Annotated in this window: 28 protein-coding genes and 1 tRNA gene; 9 read left to right on the top strand and 20 right to left on the bottom strand. The window is 59.7% G+C overall.

The features are described from left to right. The 6 genes from OIK40_RS04310 to OIK40_RS04285 all read right to left on the bottom strand — a co-directional run bounded on the left by OIK40_RS04310 (position 1) and on the right by OIK40_RS04285 (position 3,981). Positions 1 to 237, bottom strand: a complete 237-nt coding sequence (locus tag OIK40_RS04310) for a biotin/lipoyl-containing protein (protein ID WP_273676498.1) — start codon at positions 235 to 237, stop codon at positions 1 to 3. Next, positions 238 to 1,224: an alpha-ketoacid dehydrogenase subunit beta gene (locus tag OIK40_RS04305; RefSeq protein WP_273676496.1), complete on the bottom strand. Its 987-nt coding sequence runs from the start codon at positions 1,222 to 1,224 to the stop codon at positions 238 to 240. It abuts the gene before it with no gap. Next, entirely contained in the window at positions 1,224 to 2,192 is a 969-nt protein-coding gene (locus OIK40_RS04300) for a thiamine pyrophosphate-dependent dehydrogenase E1 component subunit alpha (RefSeq protein ID WP_273676493.1), read from the bottom strand. Before OIK40_RS04300 ends, OIK40_RS04305 begins: the two co-directional genes overlap by 1 nt. A gap of 37 nt (positions 2,193 to 2,229) precedes the next feature. Beyond that, positions 2,230 to 2,994, bottom strand: coding sequence for an SDR family NAD(P)-dependent oxidoreductase (locus OIK40_RS04295; RefSeq protein ID WP_273676491.1), 765 nt, complete (start codon positions 2,992 to 2,994; stop codon positions 2,230 to 2,232). Between the two features lie 111 nt (positions 2,995 to 3,105). Then, positions 3,106 to 3,465 carry an HNH endonuclease gene (locus OIK40_RS04290; RefSeq protein ID WP_273676490.1) on the bottom strand — a complete coding sequence of 120 codons (360 nt, stop codon included), beginning with the start codon at positions 3,463 to 3,465 and terminating at the stop codon, positions 3,106 to 3,108. 397 nt (positions 3,466 to 3,862) lie between these two features. Next, positions 3,863 to 3,981: transfer RNA gene (locus tag OIK40_RS04285), tRNA-Thr, on the bottom strand. A 232-nt stretch (positions 3,982 to 4,213) separates the two neighbouring features. Between OIK40_RS04285 and OIK40_RS04280 the strand changes: the two genes are divergently transcribed. Next, on the top strand, positions 4,214 to 5,212 hold the full coding sequence (locus OIK40_RS04280) for a tyrosine-type recombinase/integrase (protein ID WP_309557487.1): 999 nt from the start codon (positions 4,214 to 4,216) through the stop codon (positions 5,210 to 5,212). 188 nt (positions 5,213 to 5,400) lie between these two features. Here OIK40_RS04280 and OIK40_RS04275 read toward each other — a convergent pair whose 3' ends face one another. The 4 genes from OIK40_RS04275 to OIK40_RS04260 all read right to left on the bottom strand — a co-directional run bounded on the left by OIK40_RS04275 (position 5,401) and on the right by OIK40_RS04260 (position 8,600). Then, entirely contained in the window at positions 5,401 to 6,198 is a 798-nt protein-coding gene (locus tag OIK40_RS04275) for a 3'-5' exonuclease family protein (protein ID WP_273676487.1), read from the bottom strand. A gap of 129 nt (positions 6,199 to 6,327) precedes the next feature. Further along, positions 6,328 to 6,906: a hypothetical protein gene (locus tag OIK40_RS04270; RefSeq protein ID WP_273676486.1), complete on the bottom strand. Its 579-nt coding sequence runs from the start codon at positions 6,904 to 6,906 to the stop codon at positions 6,328 to 6,330. A gap of 134 nt (positions 6,907 to 7,040) precedes the next feature. Beyond that, a complete protein-coding gene (locus tag OIK40_RS04265; RefSeq protein ID WP_273676484.1) occupies positions 7,041 to 7,562 on the bottom strand; it encodes a hypothetical protein in 522 nt (173 codons plus the stop codon). Between the two features lie 90 nt (positions 7,563 to 7,652). Continuing rightward, positions 7,653 to 8,600, bottom strand: a complete 948-nt coding sequence (locus OIK40_RS04260) for a 3'-5' exonuclease (protein WP_273676482.1) — start codon at positions 8,598 to 8,600, stop codon at positions 7,653 to 7,655. Between the two features lie 153 nt (positions 8,601 to 8,753). Here OIK40_RS04260 and OIK40_RS04255 point away from each other — a divergent pair, with 153 nt between their 5' ends. Beyond that, on the top strand, positions 8,754 to 9,206 hold the full coding sequence (locus OIK40_RS04255; protein ID WP_273676481.1) for a hypothetical protein: 453 nt from the start codon (positions 8,754 to 8,756) through the stop codon (positions 9,204 to 9,206). 812 nt (positions 9,207 to 10,018) lie between these two features. On the opposite strand, the gene OIK40_RS04245 is transcribed toward OIK40_RS04255, so the two are convergent. From OIK40_RS04245 to OIK40_RS04235, 3 genes are all read right to left on the bottom strand, one after another. Beyond that, positions 10,019 to 10,660 carry a hypothetical protein gene (locus OIK40_RS04245; RefSeq protein ID WP_273676479.1) on the bottom strand — a complete coding sequence of 214 codons (642 nt, stop codon included), beginning with the start codon at positions 10,658 to 10,660 and terminating at the stop codon, positions 10,019 to 10,021. 164 nt (positions 10,661 to 10,824) lie between these two features. Beyond that, a complete protein-coding gene (locus tag OIK40_RS04240) occupies positions 10,825 to 11,445 on the bottom strand; it encodes an outer membrane protein (protein ID WP_273676477.1) in 621 nt (206 codons plus the stop codon). A 512-nt stretch (positions 11,446 to 11,957) separates the two neighbouring features. Further along, positions 11,958 to 12,218, bottom strand: coding sequence for a hypothetical protein (locus OIK40_RS04235; RefSeq protein WP_273676476.1), 261 nt, complete (start codon positions 12,216 to 12,218; stop codon positions 11,958 to 11,960). A gap of 242 nt (positions 12,219 to 12,460) precedes the next feature. Here OIK40_RS04235 and OIK40_RS04230 point away from each other — a divergent pair, with 242 nt between their 5' ends. Next, complete coding sequence (locus tag OIK40_RS04230; RefSeq protein WP_273676475.1) at positions 12,461 to 13,453, top strand: helix-turn-helix transcriptional regulator; 993 nt, start codon at positions 12,461 to 12,463, stop codon at positions 13,451 to 13,453. A 186-nt stretch (positions 13,454 to 13,639) separates the two neighbouring features. Here OIK40_RS04230 and OIK40_RS04225 read toward each other — a convergent pair whose 3' ends face one another. From OIK40_RS04225 to OIK40_RS04210, 4 genes are all read right to left on the bottom strand, one after another. Further along, a complete protein-coding gene (locus OIK40_RS04225) occupies positions 13,640 to 14,068 on the bottom strand; it encodes a hypothetical protein (RefSeq protein WP_273676474.1) in 429 nt (142 codons plus the stop codon). Between the two features lie 363 nt (positions 14,069 to 14,431). After that, on the bottom strand, positions 14,432 to 16,057 hold the full coding sequence (locus OIK40_RS04220; protein WP_273676473.1) for a hypothetical protein: 1,626 nt from the start codon (positions 16,055 to 16,057) through the stop codon (positions 14,432 to 14,434). A gap of 220 nt (positions 16,058 to 16,277) precedes the next feature. After that, entirely contained in the window at positions 16,278 to 16,910 is a 633-nt protein-coding gene (locus OIK40_RS04215; RefSeq protein ID WP_273676630.1) for a tyrosine-type recombinase/integrase, read from the bottom strand. Positions 16,911 to 17,086: 176 nt separating this feature from the next. Beyond that, positions 17,087 to 17,794, bottom strand: a complete 708-nt coding sequence (locus tag OIK40_RS04210; protein WP_273676472.1) for an NMCC_0638 family (lipo)protein — start codon at positions 17,792 to 17,794, stop codon at positions 17,087 to 17,089. Positions 17,795 to 17,883: 89 nt separating this feature from the next. Between OIK40_RS04210 and OIK40_RS04205 the strand changes: the two genes are divergently transcribed. Beyond that, positions 17,884 to 18,876 (top strand): GumC domain-containing protein, encoded by a 993-nt coding sequence (locus tag OIK40_RS04205; RefSeq protein WP_273676471.1) that lies wholly within the window; start codon positions 17,884 to 17,886, stop codon positions 18,874 to 18,876. Further along, complete coding sequence (locus OIK40_RS04200; protein WP_273676470.1) at positions 18,873 to 19,586, top strand: ATP-binding cassette domain-containing protein; 714 nt, start codon at positions 18,873 to 18,875, stop codon at positions 19,584 to 19,586. Before OIK40_RS04205 ends, OIK40_RS04200 begins: the two co-directional genes overlap by 4 nt. 164 nt (positions 19,587 to 19,750) lie before the next feature. Here the strand turns inward: OIK40_RS04200 and OIK40_RS04195 are convergent, their stop codons facing one another. The 3 genes from OIK40_RS04195 to OIK40_RS04185 form a co-directional block, all read right to left on the bottom strand. Next, complete coding sequence (locus OIK40_RS04195) at positions 19,751 to 19,924, bottom strand: hypothetical protein (RefSeq protein ID WP_273676469.1); 174 nt, start codon at positions 19,922 to 19,924, stop codon at positions 19,751 to 19,753. Between the two features lie 222 nt (positions 19,925 to 20,146). Beyond that, positions 20,147 to 21,199, bottom strand: a complete 1,053-nt coding sequence (locus OIK40_RS04190) for a TIGR00341 family protein (protein ID WP_273676468.1) — start codon at positions 21,197 to 21,199, stop codon at positions 20,147 to 20,149. A gap of 117 nt (positions 21,200 to 21,316) precedes the next feature. Beyond that, positions 21,317 to 22,159 (bottom strand): LysR family transcriptional regulator, encoded by an 843-nt coding sequence (locus OIK40_RS04185; RefSeq protein ID WP_273676467.1) that lies wholly within the window; start codon positions 22,157 to 22,159, stop codon positions 21,317 to 21,319. 101 nt (positions 22,160 to 22,260) lie between these two features. Between OIK40_RS04185 and OIK40_RS04180 the strand changes: the two genes are divergently transcribed. Genes OIK40_RS04180 through OIK40_RS04165 form a run of 4 tightly spaced genes read left to right on the top strand, consistent with a single transcriptional unit; the run spans position 22,261 to position 24,533 of the window. Beyond that, on the top strand, positions 22,261 to 22,797 hold the full coding sequence (locus OIK40_RS04180; protein WP_273676466.1) for an HlyD family secretion protein: 537 nt from the start codon (positions 22,261 to 22,263) through the stop codon (positions 22,795 to 22,797). Between the two features lie 24 nt (positions 22,798 to 22,821). Further along, entirely contained in the window at positions 22,822 to 23,364 is a 543-nt protein-coding gene (locus OIK40_RS04175; protein WP_273676465.1) for a hypothetical protein, read from the top strand. A 10-nt stretch (positions 23,365 to 23,374) separates the two neighbouring features. Next, positions 23,375 to 23,878 carry a hypothetical protein gene (locus OIK40_RS04170; RefSeq protein ID WP_273676464.1) on the top strand — a complete coding sequence of 168 codons (504 nt, stop codon included), beginning with the start codon at positions 23,375 to 23,377 and terminating at the stop codon, positions 23,876 to 23,878. A gap of 55 nt (positions 23,879 to 23,933) precedes the next feature. Then, on the top strand, positions 23,934 to 24,533 hold the full coding sequence (locus OIK40_RS04165; RefSeq protein WP_273676462.1) for a winged helix DNA-binding protein: 600 nt from the start codon (positions 23,934 to 23,936) through the stop codon (positions 24,531 to 24,533). Positions 24,534 to 24,568: the final 35 nt, after the last annotated feature.

Here is a 24,568-nt window from a genome sequence, read left to right as displayed (position 1 = left end):
CTACCCCTCGTCGATCGTGCCGATCAGATCGCCAACCTTGTAGACCGCGCCTTCCTCACCCGTCGGGTGGATAATCCCGCTGGTCTGGGCCTCGATCTCGGTGGTGCTCTTGTCGGTTTCGACGGTGTAGATCACCTCGCCCTTCTCGACGCGCTCGCCATCGCCGAACATCCATTCAACGAGGGTCATTTCAACCGCGCTCATGCCGAGCTTGGGGATGCGGATTTCGGATGCCATTTAGTGCTTACCTACCGATGCCTTGATCTGTGCGACGATGTCCGACTTCTGCGGAATCCATGCCTGTTCGAGATGGCTGGCGAACGGAACCGCGGAGAACGTCCCGCCGATGCGCCGCACCGGACCCTTGAGGCTGTCCCAGCACTTCTCCTGGATGTTCGCCGCAATTTCCGCGCCGGTGCCAAACGGGCGAACGGCCTCGTGCAGGGTCAGCGCGCGGCCGGTCTTGCGGACCGATGCGAGAACTGTTTCCTCGTCGTAGGGAGCGATGGTGCGCAGGTCGATAACCTCCACCGAGATGCCTTCCTTGGCGAGATCATCGGCCACCGCCAGCGCGTCCAGAACAGTCCGACCATAGGTGATAATCGAGATATCGCTGCCTTCGCGCGCAATCGCTGCCTTGCCGAGCGGCACGCGGTAGCCCGGGCCGGGATCTTCCGCCTTGAGGCCGTAGCACAGGATGTTCTCGATGAAGATCACCGGGTCATTGGCGTCGATGCTCGCCCGCATCAGCCCGCGCGCATCGGCGGGATTGCTGGGCGTGACGACATGAATGCCGGCGACGTGCGCGAACCATGCCTCGAGCATGTCCGAGTGCTGCCCGCCGAAACCGACGCCAACGCCGGTGGTGGTGCGGATCACGATCGGACACGGGGTCTGCCCGCCCGACATGAAGCGCAGCTTGGCGGCGTGGTTGACGATCTGGTCCATGCACACGCCGACGAAGTTCATCAGCATGATTTCGGCAATCGGGCGCTGGCCCGCCAGCGCGGCACCCACCGCCGCACCGATGATCGCGGTTTCGGAAATCGGCGTGGCGCGGATGCGGTGTTCGCCATACTTCTCGGTCAGGCCCGAGGTGACCTTGAACACCCCGCCGCCCTGCTTGGCGGAAACGTCTTCGCCAAGGCAGAACACGCCATCATCTTCGGCCATGGCCTCGTCGATCGCGAGGTTCAGCGCCTGGGTCATGGTGATCTGGGCCATCAGGCGGTCTCCTCCAGCACATCCTTGTAGATTTCGTCGGTATCCGGCAGCGGCGCGGCGAGCGCGTGTTCGACCGCCGCATTGATCTGCGCGTCAATGTCGGCGACGATCTTGTCGAGCTCCTCCTCGGTGAATTGGTGCTCCAGCATCACCTTGCGCAGCTTGGGCAGCGGGTCTTCGGCCTTCATTTCGGCGATGTGTTCGGGCGGCATGTAGCTGAAGTCCGAACCGAAGAAGTGGCCCATCATCCGGTAGCACATGGCCTCCACCAGCGTCGGCCCCTCGCCCCGGCGGGCGCGATCGACCGCTTCCTTCACCGCGGGGTAGATCTGGTTCACGTCATTGCCGTCAACCGTCACGCCGGGCATTCCGTAACCCGCAGCACGCGACGCGATATTCGGGCTGTCGGTATGATCGGCGTAAGCCGTGTGTTCGCCATAACGGTTGTTCTGGCACAGGAAGACGACCGGCAGCTTGTAGAGCTGGGCCATGTTCATCGCTTCGTGGAAGCCGCCGATATTGGCCGCGCCGTCGCCGAAGCTCACCAGCGTCACCCGCCCATCGCCATTGTTCTGGCTCGCCATGGCGAGGCCGTTGGCAATCGGGAGCCCCGAGCCGACAACACCGGTCGTCACCATGATGCCGGTTTCCGGATCGGTGATGTGCATGGTGCCGCCCTTGCCCTTGCAGGTGCCGGTGGCCTTACCGAGACATTCGCCCCACCACTTTTCCATCGGGATGCCCTTGGCGGTCTGTTCGCCCTGCCCGCGATAGGTGCAGACGACGTAATCGTCCTTCTCCAGCGCTGCCATGGCCGCGGCCGAGACCAGCTCCTGCCCGCGCACGCAGTAATACATCACTGCCACCTTGCCGCCCATGAGAAGCTCTCGGAATTTCTCGTCGGTGCGGTTCACCTTCATCGTGCGGGTGTAGATGTCGAGCAGCTTGTCGCGGTCGATCTCTGCCATGGGGTCTGGCCCTTCCTGTGCTTGCGAGAGGTGAAACTTAGAACTGGACGCGCTGGGTGAACCCGCCGTCGACGACGATATTCGCGCCGGTCATATAGGGCACCGCAGGGCTGGCGACGAAGACGATCGCCTTGGCGACCTCCACCGGTTCACCGAAGCGGCCCATCGGCATCTTGGCGAGGGTGGCGTCGAACAGCGGCTTCATGTGCTCCTCGATCACTTCCCAGTTGCCGCCCTTGTAATAGACCGCGCCGGGGCTGACGGTGTTCACCCTGATGCCCTTGGGCGCGAGCGCCTGCGACAGCTGCGAGGCATAGGTGATCAGCGCCGCCTTGATCGCGTTGAAGGGGTTGGGTGCGATGAAGGTTTCGAGCGCCGCGGTGCTGGACAGCATCACGATAGAGCCGGTGTCCGAGGCTTCGAGATAAGGCGTCAGCGTCTCGACCGCGAAGGCCGCGCCTTTCAGATCCATGTCGAGGCAGGCCTGCCAGTCCCCCGCCCCGCCGGTGCCCGATGCGCTGGCGGTGTGGACGAAGATGTCGCAGCCGCCCAGTTCCTTGACGGCCTTTTCCAGCCACGCCTGATAGGCATCGGTGCCCGACGCCATGTCGAACACCTCGGCAAACACCTTGCCCGGCCCGGCGGCGTCGATTTCAGCCTTGGCGGCTTCGATCTTGTCTTCCTTGCGGCTGAAGAAGGCAACGTCAGCGCCCTCGGCCGCGAACAGCTTGAGCGATTGGAGGCCAAGGCCATGCGCCCCGCCGTTCATGATGACCTTCTTGCCCTTGAGTCCCAGATCCATAACGCCTCTCCCCGGCTTTTCGGTTGTGGCCTGAGGGGATAGCCCAGTGGGGCCGAGGGGCGTATCGTCAATTTTGTTGGGGTGGGAGTGGAGGTGACAGCCCTCGGCCGCTTAACTGCTTTGATGGAATGGAGTGCTTTGGGCGAGAAACCCGTGCCACTTGCCTCTCCTCAGCCTTGCCACAACCTTGCGTGCGTAGCGATCAGGAGAAAGGGCCTGCTTCGCGCGATGCCGATGGTTGTTGCAGTACCAACACGCCGCCACGATGTTTTCAGCGACATCCAGTCCGCCGTCACTCCGCGCAACGAGGTGCTCGGCTGTGGCTTGAAAATAGCGCGCCTGGTTGAGTGAGATGGCGTATTGCTCTGCAAACCGTTCGTGATTGCGCCGCCACATCGGCTGACGGCAATAAAAACACAGCCCGTTTTGCAGGCTGAACTTCGCGTGTTTGATCTTGGAAATGTTCCTCAATTCATACCTCCAATGACAATATGTCATTGTGGTATGCTCCGGCGATCAGCCGTCCCGAGGCGGGTGAACTTATGCTCGCATACTAGGCCGCTTATGCGTGCCCCACAGTCCTCTATCAGATTGCGTTTTCGCAAATCCGGCTCAAGAAATGGCTTCAATCGCAGCTGGTTGCAAGCACAAAATGCGATCCGGCGAGCCCGACCGAAAGCCATGGCTCGGTCGCGCAGCTACCGCAAGCGCGAACGCCCTCCAGTAGCGAAGCGATAGGGCGCACAAGACGCGCGCCCGCAGGTGCCCGGAACGAAGCGTAGCGAAGTGGAGGAATGGCACCGGAGGACGCTCGCACGGAGGTGCGAGCGAAACCGCAAAGACCCCATTTCCGGCCTTCAGCCGAAAATGGTGCTGCTGGGGAGGATTGAACTCCCGACCTCACCCTTACCAAGGGTGAGATATTGTCTTTCTAGGGACAATCTGGGAGTAGGGTAGCACTGTTTTTCCTCATTTTTCTATCTCAGCTTGCCCCCCGCTGTCCCTAGCGGTATTCCATACAAATTACATACTCGACACGGAGGGCAGGTCGGTGGCACGTGATTTAAGCAGGGTGAAAGACAGAGACGCCCTTAAGCCGCAGCGCGAACCATACTGGCAGCGGCTTCGCGCTGGCTGCTTTTTGGGCTTCAGACCGTCGAAAGCGGGGGGCGCGGGGTCTTGGATCGCACGGGCTTACAGCGAAGACACTCGGAGCTATGTGGTCAAGTCGCTCGGTGACTTCGGCACACTTTTACCAAGCGAGCGCTTCACCATTGCGAAGAAGGAAGCCGAGAGTTTCGCGGAAAAAATCGCGGCGGGCGGCGAGATCCAACAAACATTGGAAACTGTCGCCGATGCGTGCCGAGAGTATTTGCGGCACAAGCCGTCAGCCATCTCGGAAGGGGTATTCCGGCGCCACGTCTATAGCGATCCGATCGGCAAGGTTAAACTTGCCAAATTGCGACGACACCACCTCCGCGACTGGCGAAAGCGGCTCGAAGACACACCCGCGGTAATCAGCCGGAGCAAGGAGGGGACTCCTAAGGTTAGGCGTCGTGCGGCCTCGACCGTGAACCGAGACATGGCGCCATTGCGAGCCGCTTTGAACAAAGTCTTGCCGCATGGCGCGCCTGGGAGTGAAGCGGCGTGGCAAGAAGCTCTAGCTCCTTTCCCAAACGCAGATAATCGGCGTGAACTCTACCTGACCAAGGCCCAGCGTCGCAGCTTGCTTCGCAAGTCGGACGTCGAAGCCTCTCCATTCGTTCATGCCCTGTGCCTTCTCCCGCTGCGGCCGGGCGCAATGGCCGCCCTCTGTGTGAGTGATTATGATAGACGCACGTCCGAGTTATCGATCGGATCGGACAAGGCTAAGGGGAAAAGGCGAATTGTATTGCCGTCTGCGGCGGCAAAGCTTTTTGACAAGCAAGTGAAAGGCAAGAAGCCCTCAGAGCCGATTTTCCTCACATCAACCGGCAAGGCGTGGGACCGGAACACGTGGGGGGATGCAATTGAGCGAGCCGCAACGGCGGCTCGGCTGCCCAAAGGGACAACCGCCTACACATTGCGGCACGCTACAATCACTGACCTGGTTATCGCCGGGCTGCCACTACTGACAATCGCGCAGATTTCCGGGACGAGCGCGCAGATGATTGAGCGCCACTACGGTCACCTTGTCAGTGAGGCCGCGATTAAGGCGCTTGGCGAGCTGGAGCTATGAACGCGAAGGCTCCGAGTTGCAGCGATCATAGGCGCAAACTCACCGACGACAAATGAGGATTGGTAAACGGGGCGGCTGCGACCCGGGTCGCGTGGTCCCGCCGCCCCTAGCCCTTTGCGCCCGGGACAGGCGCGGGGGTTGAGTGCTTGATATTGACCCATTCGCGTTCCGGCAATGCCGGGTCAGATTTACGCCGCCTCATCCAGCTGTTCCAGGAGCCGCTCGAGCATTCGCCGGCGCATCTCGGACAAGGCCTCGGCTTGCATATCGCCTGCGACTCCGGCGCGGAGGCACCAGCTGGCGATGTTATGGAGCATCGCGGTCTGATCGAATCGGATCCGCCCGGTGACCCGCCAGAATGCAAGCGCCACCACGGCAGTGAGCACACAGTCCATGCTTACGCGCTGACGCATGGCCAGCCATTGCTCGGCGTTGCTCGGCATCACAATGTCGGCCTTGCCCGCGAACAGTGCGGAGGGAAGACCGCAGCGCAGGCCGACTTCGGTCAGGTGCGCCCAGTCCCGGCCATTACCTTTGAGCTCGAGCGCCAGGTCGATATGCGGCCGCCATGGTCCATTCTTCTTGGCCACGAACGGTGATCCGGTCTGCAGCTGCTCTGGCAGGACCAGCTCGTGTTCAAGCGCAGCGAGAGTGAGGAGGGGCACCTCGGCGGCGAGGCCGTTATAGGTCACGACATGATGCTGCGGCCGCGCGCGCAGATGCTCGAACAGCTGCGTGACCACCTCGCGCTCGTCGCCGTGATCGTATTCGGTCCAGCTGGAGAGCCCGCCGATACTGATGGCGCCGTTGGTGTCGACCTCAAGGTCGAACGCGGCCGCTGCGATGACGCGCTTGCACGGCAGGCGGTGGAGGACCTGCCCCTTGCGCTTCTGCTTGGCAGCCCCCCGCGGGTCGATCTCGCGATAGGCTTCATGCAGCTGCTCGTCCCAGACGGCTTCGACATCGATGAACGTAAACTTGGTCATTTCCATTTTCCTTTCTGTGGGTTGAACCCACTCCTCCCTTCCCTCTTTCATGATTGCGGGACCGCTCGACGCCGTCGGCGTTCGGCAGTTCTGTCCGGCGGACCTGTCCGCCCGCTCTTCGCCTGCTGGTCAGAAGGTGATCGGCCGCGCGTCCTGCAGCGCCCGCCAGGCTCGGAAGGCGGCGAAGAGGACTTTAGCCTCGGCCCCGCGGCAGTAGGCGGCGGTGTAGATCGACCAGAGCGCCATCGCTTCTTCCGGGGCACGCCGCTTGCGCTGCAGCGGCGTGGACCAGACATCGGCCATTTCGAGGCCGAGCCCCCGCCCTGCGTCGACCAGCTGCGCGTCGCTGATCTGGACCGGGATGATGGTGTGGTGAGGAAGCTGGCGCTGGATCAGATCGAGATCCGTGGCACCGGGGGCTGCGCCGGTCACATGCTGATGCCGGTGTGCCTCCGCATCGATCCTGGGCATGCGAACCAGCAACTCGGCGCCGGGCGCAATGCCGGCGCAAAGGTCATCGATGATGCGGGCCCGCGGCGTGCGGCGATGGAACGCTCGATGCAGCACATCGAACCGCGCCTCGCGCCGCCCGAAGCGCTCGACGGTGAACAGCGCAAGCGTGCTGATGGCGGAGCCCGGCGCGAACTCCGGGCGGTTGCGGATGATGATGAGCGAGGCGAGCACGGGCGCGTGCAGCGAATGGGTCATGCTGGTGATGTTCCTTACGCAAACGCAAGCGGGCGGCGCTTCCGTGAAGAAGCGCCGCCCGCATTGCTGGTAGTGACGTGATGGAGGGGATGGCAGGCCGGTTCGGCGCAGTCAGGTGCCGACCGACCTCCGCCTCAGGCGAAGCGGAGTTCGCCGGACCTGTGCGGCCAGACGCTGTGGCCCAGAGTGCTGGCCTTCATCCTGCGCCGGAGTTCGTCCCAGCCCCGATCCGCACCGGCCGAAGCGTTCTCCTTCTTCGGCGGTAACACCTCCCGGATCTTCCCCTGCGCATCGAAGGCAAAGGCACGCCCTGCGCAAGCGGAGATCAGGATCATGGGCGCGCCCTCCTTCTCAATGAAGGGATGCACCATCATGGTCTCAACGCCCTTAGGCACAGGGCGCAGGAGCGTGATGCCGCTGCAGATGCTGGTGAACCTGTCCGCGAACCGTCCAATGAGCCACGGCCGTCCGGTCTCGGCGGCCATGATCGTGAGGGCTCTGACGGTGTTCTCCATGCTGCCGCAGGCAGTGACAACGCCAAGTCCGCCCTTTGGCACCGGGCCGTCCAGAGGGCCCGATGGGAAGATCAGAGCCCGAGGCAGGGCAAAGGTCATTGCGCGGTAGGGGCAAGCCCCTCCGATATTCAGATCAATCATTACTCGTATTTCCTTGTTGGAGTGGCGGACCCCCGATCTTTGGGGGTCCGAAGCCTTTTCCCTTCTGCCGGGACGGCTCACTTCATCACTTCATCTGAGGTATTTCGGCCATCCGCCTTCCGGCACGACCGGCGTCCAGCTGCGCTCGTGGCGATAGCGCTCTGTGGCCGGCAGTTCGACGATGCTCGGCTCCATGCGGATGGTCTCGCGATACCAGGCGAGCTCGGCATCGTATTCGCCATGGCGCACATGCTTATGCCACAGCGCGCCCTGGCCCTGCTTGCGGAAGCGGTAGCCGCGATCCTTGAGCGCATCCTTTGCATCATAGGGCGCGCGGGTCGCCTCGAAGCGCCAGGCCGGTGCCGCCATGGCGGCAAGCAGTTTTGCCATCACGCTCTCACCATCCGTGCAGGTATGGGAAAGGAGCTGGGTCAGCGAGAGCACGTCCTGCCGCGCCCGGTGGGCAGAGGGCGGATAGTAGCCCGTCTGCATGAGCAAGTAATTTTGCGGTCCCGATTCAAAGCCGAGGCTACGCCAAGGCACATCCTTCATCGCGCAGCCCCAGTTCATGCGCGGCAGATCCGGCAGCAGCGCCTCGAGGAAGGGACGATCAAATCCCGCATTGAAGGCAATGACGCCCTCGCAGGATGCGATGCGCTCGGTCAGGCTCTGCCGATTGATCCGCTGGCCTGACAGCATGGCGTCGGTGAGCCCGGTCAGTTTGACGATCTCAGGCGGCAGGGGATGGCCGGGATCCTCCAGCCCCTCGCCGATCGAGCGGATGCCGACGACATTCCCGGCGCCATCGAGCTGCACCCGGGCAGCGCACACCTCAATCACGCGGTGCCGGGTGCAATCCAGACCCGTGGTCTCCACATCGATCAGGCAGATTTGCCGCAGGCCGTCCGCTTGCTCTGGTGGAACGGGCGGCCATTCCGCCCTCGTCCTTGCCGGGCGCAGGGTGCGCACCTCCCCGTCCCCGCGTGCGTATTCGTCACCGCCGGGTGATCCGGCGGCGCTGCTCTTCATCTCGTTCATGATTGAACCTCGCTTCTGGCGAGGCTGGCCGAGGGAAACTTTTCCCCTCTCCTACCAACCTCAACCGCGAGGCGCTGCCGAAGCCTGTCAATCGCCGTGCTCCGGAACTTGATGATAACGCATTATAAATTCACGCTTGCATATGCACGGAGCATGATTTTCTATCACTACACCACCCGCGACGCATTGGACGCGATCTGTTCCGAAGGCCTGATCTATGGTGAGGCACCCTACAACGACAGGCGCGTGGCGCAGGCGGTCAATCTCACGACCGACCCTGATCCGACCGGTCATGGCTTAGACTTGGGTGGATACATCGTGACCGAAGAGCACTCGCTCCAATTATCCCGAAGCGGTTGGAACGTCCCCGCCGGGACGCGTTTCGCTAACAAAAAGGAGGCTCGTATCAGCTTGAGGCTGTCACTTTCAGATCCCAAGCTGAAGAGGTGGCGGACATGGTCACGGAAGAACTGTGATCCGGGATACCCCGCGCGTTTGGAGGAGGCGGCTGGCGCCACGCCCCAGAAGGCGAAAACGTGGTGGCTCTATTTTGGCACCATCCCGCCCGATCAGTTTTTGAGCATTGATATCCTCGTGCCGGAATAGGGCTTGGGATTCCTCTGTCCCGAACCCATCGGCCATCATCTGAGCTTTCGGGAACGGCAGCCGCCAGAAGAGGGAAGCTAAAGCTCTGAGAAAGCTCAGATTGCACTTGCGCCTTGAGCTAAGCTTGACCTATCCGGACGCCATGATCTCTGCGCTGTTGATGATCCTCTCGCCTGTTCCCGCTGGTCAGGTGTTTACCTGCACGCCCACCCACGTCTGGGACGGCGATGGGCCAATCTGGTGCGAGGAAGGCCCGCGTATTCGGCTATCCGGCATTGCTGCGCGTGAATTGGATGGGACCTGTTCCCCAGGTCATCCCTGCCCGGCTGCCAGCGCCGAGGCAGCGAGGGATGCGTTGGTGAACCTGCTGGGCACGCGCACCGGCGTCGGCAGGCATGGACATATCCTTGTCACTGGCCCGGCCCTGACTTGCCGTTCGGATGGCTCCGGAGGCGGTGACCGCACCGCTGCCTGGTGTGTCTCGCCCCGCACGGGTGATATCAATTGTGCTATGGTTCGCGGCGGATGGGCGCTGCGCTGGGAGCGGTTCTGGCGCGGGCACAGATGCCCCTGAAGACACCTGAGATTTCTCACCTATTTTAGCTGCTTGCTTGAGGTCAGCGGGCAGCGTAATCGTGTTTCCAAGCCCTTCAGCCTCGCCCCCGAGGAAAAAGGGCTGGGGCGGCGCCAGCGACCCGATAACCCGCCGCCCCACTTTCCAAATGATCCTCTTCGGCTGAACGTTACGGACTTCGGATCCCGGCCTTACTGAGATCCCAGTCGCCGTCCCCGTCCGAAGACCTTATTGGAGATCACTCCTGCCCTTGCTCGGGCTCGCCTGTCGTCACCGGGGTAGGTTGAACCGGTTGGGCAGCAACGGCTTGCACCGGCGCCGGCGCAATCGTTGCGCCCTTCGGAAGCGCGACGGGCAGATTCGACTCCAGCGTCGCCATGAGTTCCCGGCCCTGCGGGATTTCACCGCTGCGACCGGTGATGAAGCCGGCGAAGACACCAGCTGCAATGACGCCGCCGACCGTCGCGAGCGTGGCACCGTTGCCTTCCTGGCGATAGGTTCCATCGATGTTCACACGGCGATTGCCGAGCTGAAGATACTCGAGTTCGACATCCATCTTGCCCGATTTGCCGAAAGCACCACGGCTGGTCAGCCAAGTGATCCGCCCCACGGCCTTGGTGCCCTGCGGAATGACAATATAGTCGCCCAAGCGAACATCGGCAGCAACAACGAGGTTGAACTGATCGCCCTCTTTCCAGCTGTCTCCCTTGGTAGTGACGGTCTGGGTGATCTTGAGCGGAATTTCCGTGCCCGCCGGGAGATAGACCTGCGGCTCGGCTGTCGCCTGGACAGCTTGAACAGGCACCCCATTGTCGACATCCTGTGCCTGCGCCGCCCCGGCAGCTAGCGCCACGAATAGTGAGATTGCAGCTTTCTTCATAAAAACCCCCTTTGGGCAAGTAGGGAGGCGACCCCTGCCTCCGATGTCCGACGCGCTGGATGGGACGCTGCACCCCACGGGTCAGCTGCCAGCCTCATTGTTGATATTCAGTAGTTTGTGATCCGCTGGGCCTGCGATCTGGCAAGCCCAGCGGATCTTGCGGATCAGAACTTGGCGACGAGAGCCGCGACACCCTGGTGGCGCGAGACGTTCAGGCCGGTATTGATCCCGGCGTAGTCATATTCGCCATAGTCAGAGTAACGGTATTCGAGGCGCAGCGCGAAATTCTCGCCGAAGCCGATTTCACCGCCAGCGCCGACACGAATGCCGTCGAGCTGATCGTCCTCGCTCACACGGCCCGTGCCGTCATTATACGCAAGGATGGCCGACGCATTGGTGTAGCCCAACTTGCCATAGATCAGGCCATTGCTGCCGATCCGGTAGCCGCCACGCACACCGACATAGAGATCGCGCCCGGCATTGAGCGACAGACGGTCGCCCAGAGCGAAGACATCGTCCACCGCAATGCCAACGCTCGAGTCTGTCCACTCGCCTTCAACGCCAAGGACCAGGCCGCTGGCGAACTGATAATCATAGCCCGCGGCGATACCGAACACGGCATCAGCTTCGTTGTCGCTCACGTTGTCGACTTCGAATTCGACGCTATCGATGCCGGCAATAGCGCCGACATGGAAGTTGCCACCCGCCTCGGACTCGTCCTGAGCCATGGCCGGGGTTGCAAGGGAGACAGCTGCGACCGCAGCCGCACAAAGTGCGAACTTCATATTTCCTCCTTAAGTGCTCAAAATGAGCGGCGCCCCGTTATCCGGAAGCGACGCCCGGGTCGATAAAAGATCAATATTAACAGATAGTAAGTTGTGGAAAGTCTCGGTGAAGAAGGCTGCACGGGGCAGCCGTCACCAACGACGGCACCCAAATTTGTGCGGCTGTGAGGCAGGCTACTTTTCGCGCAGTGTGGTGCCCGGGTTAGCCTTGCCATGCTTCTTCGTGACGTAGCGTCCGGTGATGGCACTACGATACCGGACCCCTGACGACCCGCTCTTGCCCGGGGCCTCACGAACTGTCGTTGATGGGCTTGAGCGGCCCTCCGCCTTGCTCACGTAGCGCCCGCTCTTTGCGCTGCGAAATCCACCACCCTTTGCCATTCCAATCATCCTCACGATCCAGTTGAAAGCATTTCCCGCCGCCGACCTTCTTGGATGCGGATCGCGGGCCACGATGGAACATACGAGTTCAACCAGACAAAACCTGTCGTGCTCAATTTCTAGCAGCAGCCTCAGGCGGCCTGGCGCCAATCGTGTTGGCCTGCTGCACGTTCATCCGTTTCGAAGAACAAGACCTCATTCCTCGAGAGGCGGACCAGCTGCCGCGGTTGAAGTAGAATCCGCTCCCCGGCACGGACCATGACCAGATGCCTATCGGTCGGCCGCTTTGCCTTTTCGAGCAGTCTGGTCGTGTCGATCACGTCAGCGTCGATGGCGAGCAGCTGCCCGTCAACATCGACGATGTGCTTCATTCCGAGGTCCCAGTAAGCCATCTGTGATGCTCCTTTTTTCCGTTGAGAGGATTATCGCAGACACCAACGACAAAACCTGTCATGCCCGTATTGCGGAACGCGCGAAGTCCATTGTCGAATGCCCGGTGGGCGCGACTACAGCCCTTCAGACACGTCAGGCGAGACCTCGAAAGAATCGAATTTTCCTCGATAATTCGGATGCATAGCGACATGACCTCGGCTACAGCCGGTCCACATGACAAAAGCTGTCGTGGAGGATTTCGATGTCATTCGCCAAGGCTCAGGACCTGTTGAAGCTCGCGATGCTGGCGACGCGTCGCAGCGGCGTGTCGCTTGAGGAAATCGTCGAGGAGTTCGGCTGCGTCTACCGGACAGCGCAGCGAATGACCGAGGCCCTTGAGACTACGTTCCCCCAAACCGAAGCCAGCGAGGGCGAGGATCGCAAGAAGCGATGGCATATCCCGGCGCGGTATGTAGCGGCGCTCTTGTCCCCCTCGTCTGAGGAGCTTGCAGCGCTTTCGGCCGGCATATCTCAACTCGAGCAAGCGGGTATGCTGCAGGAGGCCAATCTTGCCCGCGGCCTGGCGCAAAAGGTCCGAGCGCTGGTCCCGCCGGAGAAGGGGACACGGCTTGCTGTCGATGAAGAGGCACTCCTCGAGGCGCTTGGCCATGCTGCACGGCCTGGGCCCAAACCCGCAGCCATACGTGAGGTCGACACCGCCATTTACGAAGCCTTGAAGGGGCCGTTCCTGCTCCGGTTCCCCTACCGCAAGCGAGGGCAGGCCAAGCCCGTCGACCGCATCGTTGCACCTCACGGCCTGCTTCTAGGTGTGCGCCGCTATCTTGTCGCCCGCGATACGGCAAAGCCGATATCCGCCCCTCTGCAGCATTACCGGGTCGAGGAGATAGCCGAGGCAGAGGTTTTGCCGGAGAGCTTCGAATTCGATGCCGGCTTCGACATTCGCCAGCATGCCGAACGCGGCTTTGGCTCCTACGAGAATTCCGCCGAGTATGGCGATGTGGTCTGGCGCTTTTCGCCCGAAGCCGCGGCTCGTGCCCGTCGATTCGTTTTCCACCCGACACAGACGGTCGAAGAAGAGCGGGATGGATCGTTGCTTGTCCGGTTCCGAGCATCAGGCCTGCTGGAGATGTGCTGGCACCTTTATTCATGGGGCACCTCGGTCGAGGTCCTACAGCCTGAGAGGCTGCGGGTGATGGTTCACGAATACCGACGTCGCTTCGACGCACTGCCATAGGTCTGGGGCCAATTGGCAACGATCTATGCTCGCCCCAAAGCCGATATCAGCGCCGGGTCTTCCAATACGAGCCCATCCATCATCGGTCTTAAACGGTGCCCCGGCTCAATCGCAAAAGCGGCGGGGCGGCTTTACTGGGGGTTCGGAAAAAACCTGCCGTTCAGCAAGCGACCCCAATGCTGCCGTTCAGGATTTTGACTGACTTAGTGCGGTTTTGAGCGCTTGGAGGAAAGAGTCAGGAAGCTTCAGCCTCAACGAGATCGTCTTACCGTCCTTCAACCCGATTTTCGTATTCATCAACCAACCCCGAGATAATTCAGCGCTTTTGATTTCGCTTATAGGAACGCGATATTCCGCTCCCCATATCTCGGGAAGAAACATAAGGTTGAAAGGAAATGCAGGCTCAATCCTAAGTTCTTCGATTGTTACGGAAACCAACAGGCAATTAGATGCCCATGGTCCTCCAGCTCTGCGTTCGGCGAAAAGGGCGTCCGGTGCGATTTCTGGATAGATCGGCTTGCCAACCTTAAGTCGATAAATAATCGACGCAACGACGGCACCGCCAATCCCAGCCATCGGAAACCAAGTTGAAGATCCAGACATTAAGCGGAGCATGCGGCTATCGCCAAACTTTGTCGAGTCAGCTTTCCACCCAGCTACGGTCATGAGCGCGGGCGCGTCGCGATCCTGATACCTGCCAGGCAGATTCGGTGGGTTTCTCGCCGAAAGCCGAAATTCTCATTTCGACCCCTTTCTGGACGACTTTCCTTTGGCAAAATTGTTTCCGACCAGCGCTGCCTGATCGTGGCGACCATATCTTCGGATTGTTTGTGCGACTTCCCGTTGCCGCTGGCCCTGCTGGCAATCGTGCGGTTCAGCTCCCACGCGATTGCACGCACTTGAATGGATGGGGATGCTAGAGTGCGGTGCGGAGACAGGCCGACAATTGCCAAAAGACTGCACCCCGCCCATGTATATTTATATCGCCCTACATGAATCGAAATAGCGGGAAACATACTGCTTCTCGGTGCGAGGATAGAACTGTAAGACAGTGGGCCTGCCAGCATTCGAGATCTCGAAGATCGTCTGTTTGTTGGGGTTCCCCCCTGAAGATTGCAAAATCTTTGTGACGACCATTCCCTCACGTAGCCCCATCCTTTTTGCAGCCGATCCGTCGGATACCTTCTCGATGCGGAATGTTCCGTCAGATTGTGTGCTAAATTCAAAGCCCAGCTCATATTTAGGCTGGGTAGTAGTCTCGATCTTCAAACAGCCGGAATAGGCAGGATTACCAACGATGTTCAATTTGCGAATGTCTGCCAAATCACTGTCTACCGTAAACCTCAGCGAGGGATCGAGCTCATCGAGCGCTTCGAAAAAATTTTCTATCGGTGATCTTGAGGGATTTATCTCGGCGGCTCGCCTGACTGCAAAAAGAAGGCCATCCTTTTGCTGCCGATTTTGTTGTATACGAAAATGCAGATCCAGACCGATTAGTGCCCCACGCCAATACTGGTAGTAAGCCGGAACTACGCCTCGTTCGTCGGGTTCAGAACCTGAATTAATTGCAAATTTTTCATTTGCCTCGTCAAACGACTGTAGAACTTTAGTCCAACCCTCGCGATAATCGCCCTCAGATATCCGCCCCCTCTCGAAAAGAACGATTCTAGCGATGGCATCGGTCATGCCCTCGTAAAACCAGTAATTTGCTTCAGAAACACCGTTGCTTCCTAATGTGCCTAGCTCGTAGCCAGTGATTTGATGAGCAACCTCATGGTATAGTGCTAGGCGATGGTCCGTTAGCTTGCTATCTCCAGAAAGCATTATTGCCATACCGTCCCTGACGGCGGTGCCTTGGAATGCTGATGCGTGATCAGGCCGAATGAATGGAATTAGTGCAACTGAGTAAACATCCGGCCATGTTCCTGTTGCCGCTATAATATCTTGGACCGCTTCGCCAATGATCTTGAACGAGGAAACCTGCGCTGGCGATAGGCCAGTTGCCCATGCTTTCCGAACCAACTGACCGCTTTGCAGGCGTGTATCTTCATAGTGAAGACCTTCCCCAATCAAAAAGAAAGTGTCAGACAGTTGATTGTTCGCAATAGGGGTCGAGTGTCTTGGAAGGATGTTTGAAAATAGCGCTGGATCAGCAACGACCTTATAGCGACCTACAGGCACTTGCGGCAAAATAATTGAAGGACCGAACGCAAATGACCATTTTTTTCCGCTAACGGGAACGCGGAAGTCGTAAGCTTTCGAAAGTGGCAAGGGTGCTATAATATAATTTAGCTGCTGAGTTGATTTTAATGCTCTTAGCTGCTCATTCGCGATCCGTTGCCAAGACGACGAAGGCCGTTGATCTAAGGTGATCAATGCGCTGAGCCCATTGGCTTCGCCCCACCGGTCCGGTAAGTAGATCTTGTCGCCCTCTCCGATGGCTTCTGGGAAAGAATAACGAAGATGGAAAGAACCCGGCGCGTCCCTGCTCGCGGTCTCTCGTATGTCCAGTTCACCCGTAGCGACCGACTGTTCCTCCGCCTGAAGTCGTGAAGCGCTTGCGAGCGCCAACAGAGTTCCAAAAACAAGCCGCTGGATATACATTTGAGGGGGCTCCGATGTATTGTCTCAATTCACGTTTCTTCCGGACACAACTCATGGATTGAGAACAACGTCGTAGCAGGCGTGTAGCGCAACCCAAGCCGCCCTCTGGCGCATTGTGATCTTAGAGACGGCGATATTCCATCCAGCTGTTGCCGATTCGATGGTCGTCGGACTTCGACAAAAGCGGCCATCGGAGCCCGTCCGACGGCCGCCAGCAGTGTCATATCTCAATGCGCTCCGCGAGGACAAGTGCGTCCTCGACGTCGACCCCGAGATACCGGACTGTATTCTCGATCTTGGAATGGCCCAGCAGGATCTGCACTGCACGCAGATTTCCGGTCGTCCGGTAGATCATGGCCGCCTTGGTGCGCCGCATGGAATGGGTGCCGTAGTCTTCCCGCCGCAACCCGACCGCGGTGACCCACTCATCGACGAGGCGAGCATATTGCCGTGTGCTCATCGGTTGGCCGGACTGGATTCGGCTTGGGAAAACGAAATCATCAATGGTGCCGCCACGGCGCAGCAGCCACGTTGCCAGGCTCGTGCGAGCGTCGGCGGTGATTTCAAATTGCACAGGTCGTCCGGTCTTCCGCTGGATGATCATTGCGCGGTCGCGGACTTCAGATCCGGCCACGAGGTCACCGATCTTGAGCTTCACCAGATCGCAGCCCCGCAGCTTGCTGTCGATTGCAAGGTCGAACAGGGCACGGTCGCGGAGCCGCTCCTCGCGATCAAGGAAGAACCGTATCGCCCAAATCTGCTTTTGGGTAAGTGGCCGCTTGGTGCCGACGGTTCTGCCAGCATTCCACGAGACCCGGTTCTGCATGGCCGGGTCGAGGTGAGAGTAGGTCATCATCTTTCTCCATGGCCTTGATTGGCCAAAAGGAAAGAACGGGCGCCGAACTGACCACATTGCTGTGGCGCTCCAGGTGGAGAGTGATAGCCGTCTTTGGCGGCTCAGGCGCACTCACGCGAAAGGGCGGCTTTTGGGAGCGCATCGGCCCGCCGCTTATGGCCGAGGATGGGTGGTTAGCGGACGTATGAGGCCGTCAACACGTGCTGGATCATGAACTTCGAAACCGGCAGCGTCGTGACCATAATCAACACTTCACGGCCTTCCGACCGGAAGCGCCAAGAAGAGGTGGTTGCTTCCAGCCCCCCGACTTGGCGCGTCTCGCCGGCTTGTGCGATGACAGTCGTGTCGAGCGATGCGGCAGCGTCGGCGGCAGCTTGCGCAACTGCGCTCTGGACAGAAGCTTCATCCGCTTCTGCAATCTCGACCACGCACATGCCCGACGGCTCGTAGTGCACCAGCATCGATGCGTCCGAAGCCTTCGCGTGCACGTCCCAGAGCGTTGAAGCTTTGATGTCTGGCTTGATTTGCTTGCGGGTAGCATCGTCAAGCTTGGTTACGTCGAACCGCTTTGGGTCGGCGCCCGCCTTGCCGCCAATGAACATCGATACGCATAGCTGCGAAAATGCATCAGCTGCATCTTGTGCACGAGCGTCTGGCGCTGCGAGCGCAGCCGCTGAAGAAGACGTAATGGCGCAAGCTAGAAGGGCAGATAGGAATCTCATTAGTGCGAAATGACGCAGATCATGAATGATCACAATGGGGTCGATTCCCGAATGGCAGGTTTTTTCCAGAAGCGGGGCAAAGCCGCCACGCCGCTTTTGGGATCGCGTGCCGGCCCGGCTTATGGCAACTCGTGGGTGGTTTTCGGAACGGCGGCTCAAGCTGGAAGGAATGGCATTGTCAGTGAAGGATCCGATGTTAATCTTCTGCTTCCGCGTCGGAAATTATCGCTGGAACTGCTGGAACGCCCTTGCGCTTTGCTCTTGTTAAACATGATGCCGCAATTGCTTGGTCTGTCGTGCGGGGGTTGAGCAGGCGTGCGAGTGACGGGTTAACGCTTGTCATTCTTGTGCCCGTCCTCGCCCTCTTCGCGCGCGTCCGGCTTACGACATTGCCCGAAGACCTTCGCGAGCTTGTCGGTTTTGGTGGCGCTTCACTGTTTGCCACCATTCTGGCGAAGGCGCTGATCGAACGCTTGTGGTTCCATCGCACGGACGGCGTTCTCGCCCGTGATGCCCAGCGGGCCCGCGATGGGATCGCATTCCTTGGGACGCTAATGCTGGCCGGAGTTGCCATGGGGTTGGGGGCGTTTGCTCTGCTCGGTCTGGTCGATCCAAGCGGAATAGTGTTGGGGGTATTAAGCGGGTTGCCGGCGGGTCTGCTGTTCCCCTTCGTGCGCGAGTATGTGCGCAAGTGGTGGCGCCGCTTTGGACCCAGAAGCCTGCGGTCCTTAGGCCGCTTTCGGCTTTCGTTGATCAAAGCGGCGACCCTCTCCGTGGTGGTCGGCATCTTGGGCTTGCTCATGCCGTCCAAGCATTACCTCGATGCCATTGTCATCGGGGTCTTTGGCCTGAGTGTGATCCTGCTGACGGGGTCGGTCAATGCGCGGGTCGTGCGTTACATGACACTGGTGGGGCATAGCGGTGCATCGCTGCTGCGCCATTGGCTGACGATCCAGATTGCCCTGTTGTGGCCTGCAGCGCTCGTGCTGCTGGTGGCGCAGGCCTATCTGCCTGCAACGGTAGCGATGCTGATCGCTGCAATACTGCCAGTGGTCACCGCCTTGCGCATCTTCGCTTATCGTGCCCTCAGCCAGTTGATCGCTGACTGGACCGTGGCCATCGTAATTCTGGCCGCTGTCTATGCCGGGTTCACCGTTCCACCGCTCGGCCCCCTGGTTATGGTCGGTGCCATTGTGTGGCTGGCCCGGCGCGGGACGGGAGCACGGTGGCTGCTGGCATGACTGCAGCTCTCACCATCACTGACCTGTCTGTCAATCGCAGCGGGCAAGCGATTGTGCAGGACGTTCGCGCCTCCGTCCCACCCGCCAGCTGGTTCGGAGTGATTGGTGCTAACGGGTCAGGCAAGACGACATTGCTACGCGCGATTGCCGGACGGCTGCCGATTGTGCGGGGCAGCTGTGCAGTATTCGGCGAGGAGGTAGCACAGGATCGCGGGGCGCGCGCGCAGGTCATAGGCTTTGCTCCGCCCATCGAACACTTTCCGGCGTCCCTACGGTTGCGCCAGCTACTCGAGCTGGCAGGTGATCCGATCGACGCCCAGCATGATCGAAACGGGGACTTGTGGGACGCGCTGGGTCTTACGGAACTGCTCGACATTCCTGCAGGCGAATGCTCGTCCGGGATGCGCCAGCGCGCGGCTATCGCACTTGCCTTCGCCAAGCCGTGCCGGATCGTTATCCTTGATGAACCGTTCAACTGGCTCGATCCGGTCGCGGCCTTCGATATTCGCGCTGTGTTGTCCCGGTTGGTGGCAGATGGGCTGGCGCTAATCACTGCGCTTCACGATCTGACCACGCTTTGCGGGTTCTGCGACAGCGGAATCGTGATGGCAAAGGGACGCGTCAGCCTTACGCTCGACACCGACATGCTGCGCGCCGGACGCAATGACTCCGCTCGGTTCGAAAGCGATCTCGTCAGGGCGCTACGATGACTGCTTTTGTTCGACCCTAAACGGTGCGCGCAAGCGTCCACTTCGGGGTCGATTTCTGAAAGTCGGCCGCTGAAGAGAAATCCGCTATAGCTGCCTGGACGGTTTCGGAGTCACGCGTCAGCCCAGCTCATGACCGCAGCTGGGTGGATTGCGAACGTGACCAGTTAGAGGCTGATCTGCTTTTCTCTACGGCGGCCCAACCAGTTCAAGAGCAATCCGGGCGCGAATGCTACCAAGGGCCAAGAGCCGATATCTTCGTATCCCAGGAACCACTTGGCCGAAGACAACGCGATGCCGAGGATCACAAGGATCGAGCCGAGAACATAGAACGGGTTCAAAGTGCTTGCCTCCGCATTGGGTTCGAGAGGTATAATTAGCACCTTTCTTTAATGACTTCTATGGGGTCGCTTGCTGAATGGCGGCTGCTGGCGGAATGCCTGGTGAAGCTGTCGGGCAGGATTCGGGACCGCATACCGGCATCGCGCATGGCTGCTGATGGGTGGTTTCCTGCCGCTCGCATTCTTGCTTTAAGCTATAAGTGATAGTTTACATCATGGTTCTCATCGGTGGATTTCAAGAAACCCGAATACACTTTCCCAGGCCCCGAACCCAAGCAAGATGCGTCCCGCCATCATGGCGGCCAGAAGGGCAAGAATGCCGATCCAGACCAGCATGATGCCGGTGGTAATCCGCCAGCTTTTGGGCGGTAGCCCCTGGAAGAGGAAGGTGGCGATGCCTGCGACATTCACGCAAACCAGATTGACGGTGAACAAGAACATGGCGCTTGCACCGGCTGCGGGCAGTCCGGCTCCGGTGTAGATGCCCGCCGCTGTCAAAGGCGGCACAAGCGCAACGGCGACCATGACGCCTACAAGGGCCAGTGACGCGCCCCGGCTGAAAGCCAGCACCCCGGCCGCGCCGCACGCTAGCGCGAGCGCAATGTCTGCGGGCTGCACAATCGTGCGGTTGCGTAATTCAGGAGTAAGCGGATCGATCGTGACGATTGCCCCTATGACCAGTCCTACGAGCACCGCCAGCGCGCTGCCGAGCGCAAGTGTGATCCCGGCCTGCTTTCCCAGCTTCCAGTCACCGACCGTTGCTGCCAGCGCCAGCCCCATTGTCGGGCCGAGCAAAGGGGCAATGATCATCGCGCCAATCACCACAGCCACCTGACCGCTGCGCATTCCCAAACCGGCAATGATGGCAGATAAAGTCACCGTCAGCACAAATGACGGGCGGAGCTGCAGGCTGTCCTGTATATCGTCATACAGTTCATCGGTGCTCAGGCGATCACGGCTGAAAAACCGTTCAAGCCAGGTCGGCGGGGCAAGTTCGGATGCCAATGGCAGTTCGGTTGCCGGACTTTCCTCCATCGCTGGAAGCACAGCTTCAAGCTGCGCGACATGGGCTGTGAACGATGGAACGGCGCTAAAGGCGTCTTCAAGATCGGCAAGCAAGCGCTCGGTATAGCGTTGCTGGACTATGCAGGTGTATTTCTCCTGCTCGCCGGGCAGCGTCTCGCGCCAAAACCGGCGGGTGTGATGCGGCAGAATTGTTTCCAGCCGCTCAATCTGATCTTCCGGCAGGTAAATCTGAACAAGCCTGGCTGACATTGATTCCCCCAATCGCAAAGCCGTCGCAGATTGGTAATTTAGGCCAGCTTGTTCATCCACACCAGAACGATGATCCCAGTCGACCCGTGACAATGGCGCCTCGGCAACCAAGCATTTCTAAATGTCATTCAGCCCGGCGCTCTTCAGCGACATGACGATCTGCGCCACGAATGCAGGATCCAGCGCCCTGTTCCAGCAGACATAGGCAGGGAACGGGAATGCCGGTGCGTCTGGCACGACCTGCAATGATCCGTCGAGCAGGGATTTCGCGACCGAGCGTCGCGGCATGAACCCGGCCATTGCGTGGGATTTCAGCCAGTCTGCCGACCGTGCGCCGAGGTCGAGGATCAAGCCAGATTGGGGGGTAATGTCGAGACGGCTGGCGATTTCCGCTCCCATCTCACGGCCCCATTCGATCCGGACATAGCGGTCCCGCCACTGATCCGGATCCCCACCCGTCACGAGGATCAGTTCATCATCGAACAGGATTTCCGATCCGAAATCACGCCGGAACACCGGGTCATAAAGCGCAGCGATGTCGAGAAACCCCTCAGCCAGATCGCGATTCAGCCTCGCCGATGCGCCGCTCGTTACGCGCCATGCGGTTTCAGGGTGATCGATCCGAGCCCTGGCAAGCCATGCCAGCAGCCGCTCATCCCACAGAGCGTATTGCGCGCCAAAAGCAAGTGACCGCGTAAAATTGTCTGGCAGGGCCACTTCGTGCCGCGCGATATCGAGCGCGCGCACGGCTTGGTTGGCCGGCACAAGGAATTTCCTGCCCGCTGCGGTCAGGCGGCATCCGCGCTTGTCACGCTCGAACAGGCGCGCAGCAAGTTGATGCTCCAATTGCTTGATACGCTCGGTCACGCTTGAGGGGCTGGCGTTTACGCGCTTTGCCGCGCCGGAGAAGCTTCCGGTTTCCGCAGCAGCGAGGAACGTGCGCAAGGTGCCTAGGTCCATTCAATTCAGGTATCCCGAATTTATACTTCTGACAATCCCGTTATACCGGATCAATGGGTTCCGCTACAAAGGGAGCAACAAAGTTGTTCAGGAGAATACACATGAAATCGATCTTTGCTGCAGTGAGCCTCGCGCTCGCCACCACGGCCATGCCTGCTGTTGCCGTCGCTCAGGACCGTGGGTCAGAGCAGAACTCTGAAACAGCCATCGTAGTTACCGGAAAATACCAGGATGACTGGGACAAGGGCAACAAGCTCAAAGCCGAAGGCGTGATCGCCCTTGAAGAGGCCCAGAAAGTTCTTGATCGTTACAACGCTGAGGTAGCCGCTGCGCAGAGCGCACGGGACACCGCGCAGTCGCGCGCCATCAATGCCCGTTCGGAATTTCACAGCCTCGCTTCGCAGGCTGTTTCCATTTCCAATCCCGACAAGGCACGCCGCCTCGGCCAGGACCTCGAGAAATTCGGAGAGCGGTGGGAGGACCTCAACGATACGGTGAGATCGGCGCAAAATGATCTCGACAAGGCTAGCAAGAAGCAACGCAAGGCACAGGCATCGGTCGACAAGGCGCAGGCCAAGGTTGATCGCGGAGAGGCGATGATGGCCGAAGCTGAGCGCCTGACCGAAGAGCGCAGCTGACCACCGCATTGAAGGAGGGCAACAATGCTCAAGAAAAAGACCATTCAGCCGCTGGTTGACGACCGGCCCAAGCCACCGCGCAACGGCGGCGCGGTTGACCATATTGCTGCTGCCACCGGCGTTCCCGTTCTGGTGCTAGGTGTGGTGCAGCTTGTCGCGCCCGACTGGGTTGCGCCCTTCACCGGTATCGAGCCAGGGACCGGAGCCACGATTTTAGGTGTGCTTTGGGCATCATTGGGCGGCTTGCTGACGATCGCCGGAATTATCAGGACGCGCGTCGTCACGATTTTCGCTGCCGAGTTCGTGCTCATTGCCGCTTTGGCTGCGCTGGGGGTGACCTTGGTCACCAATCCTGAATTCATCCCCCTGCTACTGCACGGCGCAATGGCCTTCTTCGGGCTGCTCAGCAGCGGCTTTGCCCGACTGACCGACAAGGCCGACCTCAAGCGGGAGCTGCGTTTAATGCGCGAGCAAGCGAGCCTCGGCCGTGAAACGCGCGAAACCATTCCTGGCGATCAGCCCGGTCTCAAGAGCATCACACCAACATCGGAGAACCGCAGTGAATAATGTTGTGAACATGGCGAACCTTGCCGACCGCACCGGCATGCCCATTGCCGAAGTGCAAGTGGCTGGCCGCAAGCTTTTCGAGCAGCTCTCGTCCAAGGATTCCGATCTGGCCAAGGCGTTGATCCAAGCATCTAGCGCGAGCGGACTGGATCCGCGGCAGGTCGCTTCAATCCTCACGGTTGTGACCGAGGATTTCCAGCAGCCTTTGGATATCGGCTTTGCAGGCAATATGTTGGAGACGCTTCAGGGTGCCGCCGATGGCGCCATGGACCGGATCAAGGCCACATCCGAACGAGCCCGCGAAGTGGTGTCGTCCGTCGATGTCGATGCAATCCGCGCAAAGGGCGAAGGTATTGTCGATCGCGTCAAGGACGAAGTCGCAGCGGTTGACCTCGGGCAAATCAAGGACCGCGTCTCACAGGCTGGTGAAAGCCTGATAGAAAAGGCACGCAATGCCGTGTCCAAACTATCCGCGTCAGCCAAACACAAGTCGCCTAAGAGCGATAATGGCTGATCGGCTCCCGGTGCACTTCGGGTCGTCCGAGCATCGGGGCGGGAAGTGCAGGAGCATGCTCCTTGCGCTTCCCGTTTACATCACCTCGGTGCCTGCATTGGTCCGTAAGTCTGCCGCTACCGGACGATTAAAAGATGGCTTCACCCATCAAAAAAGTCTTCCGAAAGGAGTATTTATGTCCATCCAATCTGACAAAAGCAATTCTGATGCGCGGTCGCAAGAGGTCGACGATCAATCAAGATCGCAAGAATTTGATCCAGCGACTTCAGCGGCGCAGAGTCCAACGATCGTTTCCGCGCCAGATACGCGCACCCCTGCATCTTTGGGCGATCTCGCAGCCTCACTCTTGGCTGCACGGCGGGAAGTCGATGAAATCTTCGAGCATGAAGGCTTCGCGGCAAGTCCCGCATGGGATATCATTCTGCAAGCGTTTCAGGCTCAGTCCCGTGAAGCACCGGTTACCGTGACCGAAGCCTGTCGCAAAGCTCCGAGCGGTCCAACTACGGCTCTTCGCTGGATTGGCGCGCTTGAGGAAATGCAATTATTGGAGCGAGTGGGTGATCAGAACGATGGTGGCATGACGGTCATCAAGCTGACACCTAAGGGGCAGCCAAAATCGGAGCAAGCACTGCAAGTGTATCTCAAGGCCGCATGAGGCCGCTACAGATTAGGATAGAAAGTAGGTCTGCA

It is taken from the genome of Erythrobacter fulvus (assembly GCF_028595285.1).
In the GTDB taxonomy this organism is placed as follows: Bacteria; Pseudomonadota; Alphaproteobacteria; order Sphingomonadales; family Sphingomonadaceae; genus Erythrobacter; species Erythrobacter fulvus.
Note: the sequence above shows the minus strand (reverse complement) of the source record. Positions and strands in the feature narration are given on the sequence as shown.

Excerpts from the sequence above, each read along its gene's own strand:
- OIK40_RS04310 (WP_273676498.1), bottom strand. The coding sequence starts at position 237 with ATGGCATCCGAAATCCGCATCCCCAAGCTCGGCATGAGCGCGGTTGAA.
- OIK40_RS04305 (WP_273676496.1), bottom strand. The coding sequence starts at position 1,224 with ATGGCCCAGATCACCATGACCCAGGCGCTGAACCTCGCGATCGACGAG.
- OIK40_RS04300 (WP_273676493.1), bottom strand. The coding sequence starts at position 2,192 with ATGGCAGAGATCGACCGCGACAAGCTGCTCGACATCTACACCCGCACG.
- OIK40_RS04295 (WP_273676491.1), bottom strand. The coding sequence starts at position 2,994 with ATGGATCTGGGACTCAAGGGCAAGAAGGTCATCATGAACGGCGGGGCG.
- OIK40_RS04275 (WP_273676487.1), bottom strand. The coding sequence starts at position 6,198 with ATGACCAAGTTTACGTTCATCGATGTCGAAGCCGTCTGGGACGAGCAG.
- OIK40_RS04270 (WP_273676486.1), bottom strand. The coding sequence starts at position 6,906 with ATGACCCATTCGCTGCACGCGCCCGTGCTCGCCTCGCTCATCATCATC.
- OIK40_RS04265 (WP_273676484.1), bottom strand. The coding sequence starts at position 7,562 with ATGATTGATCTGAATATCGGAGGGGCTTGCCCCTACCGCGCAATGACC.
- OIK40_RS04260 (WP_273676482.1), bottom strand. The coding sequence starts at position 8,600 with ATGAACGAGATGAAGAGCAGCGCCGCCGGATCACCCGGCGGTGACGAA.
- OIK40_RS04255 (WP_273676481.1), top strand. The coding sequence starts at position 8,754 with ATGATTTTCTATCACTACACCACCCGCGACGCATTGGACGCGATCTGT.
- OIK40_RS04245 (WP_273676479.1), bottom strand. The coding sequence starts at position 10,660 with ATGAAGAAAGCTGCAATCTCACTATTCGTGGCGCTAGCTGCCGGGGCG.
- OIK40_RS04240 (WP_273676477.1), bottom strand. The coding sequence starts at position 11,445 with ATGAAGTTCGCACTTTGTGCGGCTGCGGTCGCAGCTGTCTCCCTTGCA.
- OIK40_RS04235 (WP_273676476.1), bottom strand. The coding sequence starts at position 12,218 with ATGGCTTACTGGGACCTCGGAATGAAGCACATCGTCGATGTTGACGGG.
- OIK40_RS04230 (WP_273676475.1), top strand. The coding sequence starts at position 12,461 with ATGTCATTCGCCAAGGCTCAGGACCTGTTGAAGCTCGCGATGCTGGCG.
- OIK40_RS04225 (WP_273676474.1), bottom strand. The coding sequence starts at position 14,068 with ATGCTCCGCTTAATGTCTGGATCTTCAACTTGGTTTCCGATGGCTGGG.
- OIK40_RS04220 (WP_273676473.1), bottom strand. The coding sequence starts at position 16,057 with ATGTATATCCAGCGGCTTGTTTTTGGAACTCTGTTGGCGCTCGCAAGC.
- OIK40_RS04215 (WP_273676630.1), bottom strand. The coding sequence starts at position 16,910 with ATGACCTACTCTCACCTCGACCCGGCCATGCAGAACCGGGTCTCGTGG.
- OIK40_RS04200 (WP_273676470.1), top strand. The coding sequence starts at position 18,873 with ATGACTGCAGCTCTCACCATCACTGACCTGTCTGTCAATCGCAGCGGG.
- OIK40_RS04190 (WP_273676468.1), bottom strand. The coding sequence starts at position 21,199 with ATGTCAGCCAGGCTTGTTCAGATTTACCTGCCGGAAGATCAGATTGAG.
- OIK40_RS04185 (WP_273676467.1), bottom strand. The coding sequence starts at position 22,159 with ATGGACCTAGGCACCTTGCGCACGTTCCTCGCTGCTGCGGAAACCGGA.
- OIK40_RS04180 (WP_273676466.1), top strand. The coding sequence starts at position 22,261 with ATGAAATCGATCTTTGCTGCAGTGAGCCTCGCGCTCGCCACCACGGCC.
- OIK40_RS04175 (WP_273676465.1), top strand. The coding sequence starts at position 22,822 with ATGCTCAAGAAAAAGACCATTCAGCCGCTGGTTGACGACCGGCCCAAG.
- OIK40_RS04170 (WP_273676464.1), top strand. The coding sequence starts at position 23,375 with ATGGCGAACCTTGCCGACCGCACCGGCATGCCCATTGCCGAAGTGCAA.
- OIK40_RS04165 (WP_273676462.1), top strand. The coding sequence starts at position 23,934 with ATGCTCCTTGCGCTTCCCGTTTACATCACCTCGGTGCCTGCATTGGTC.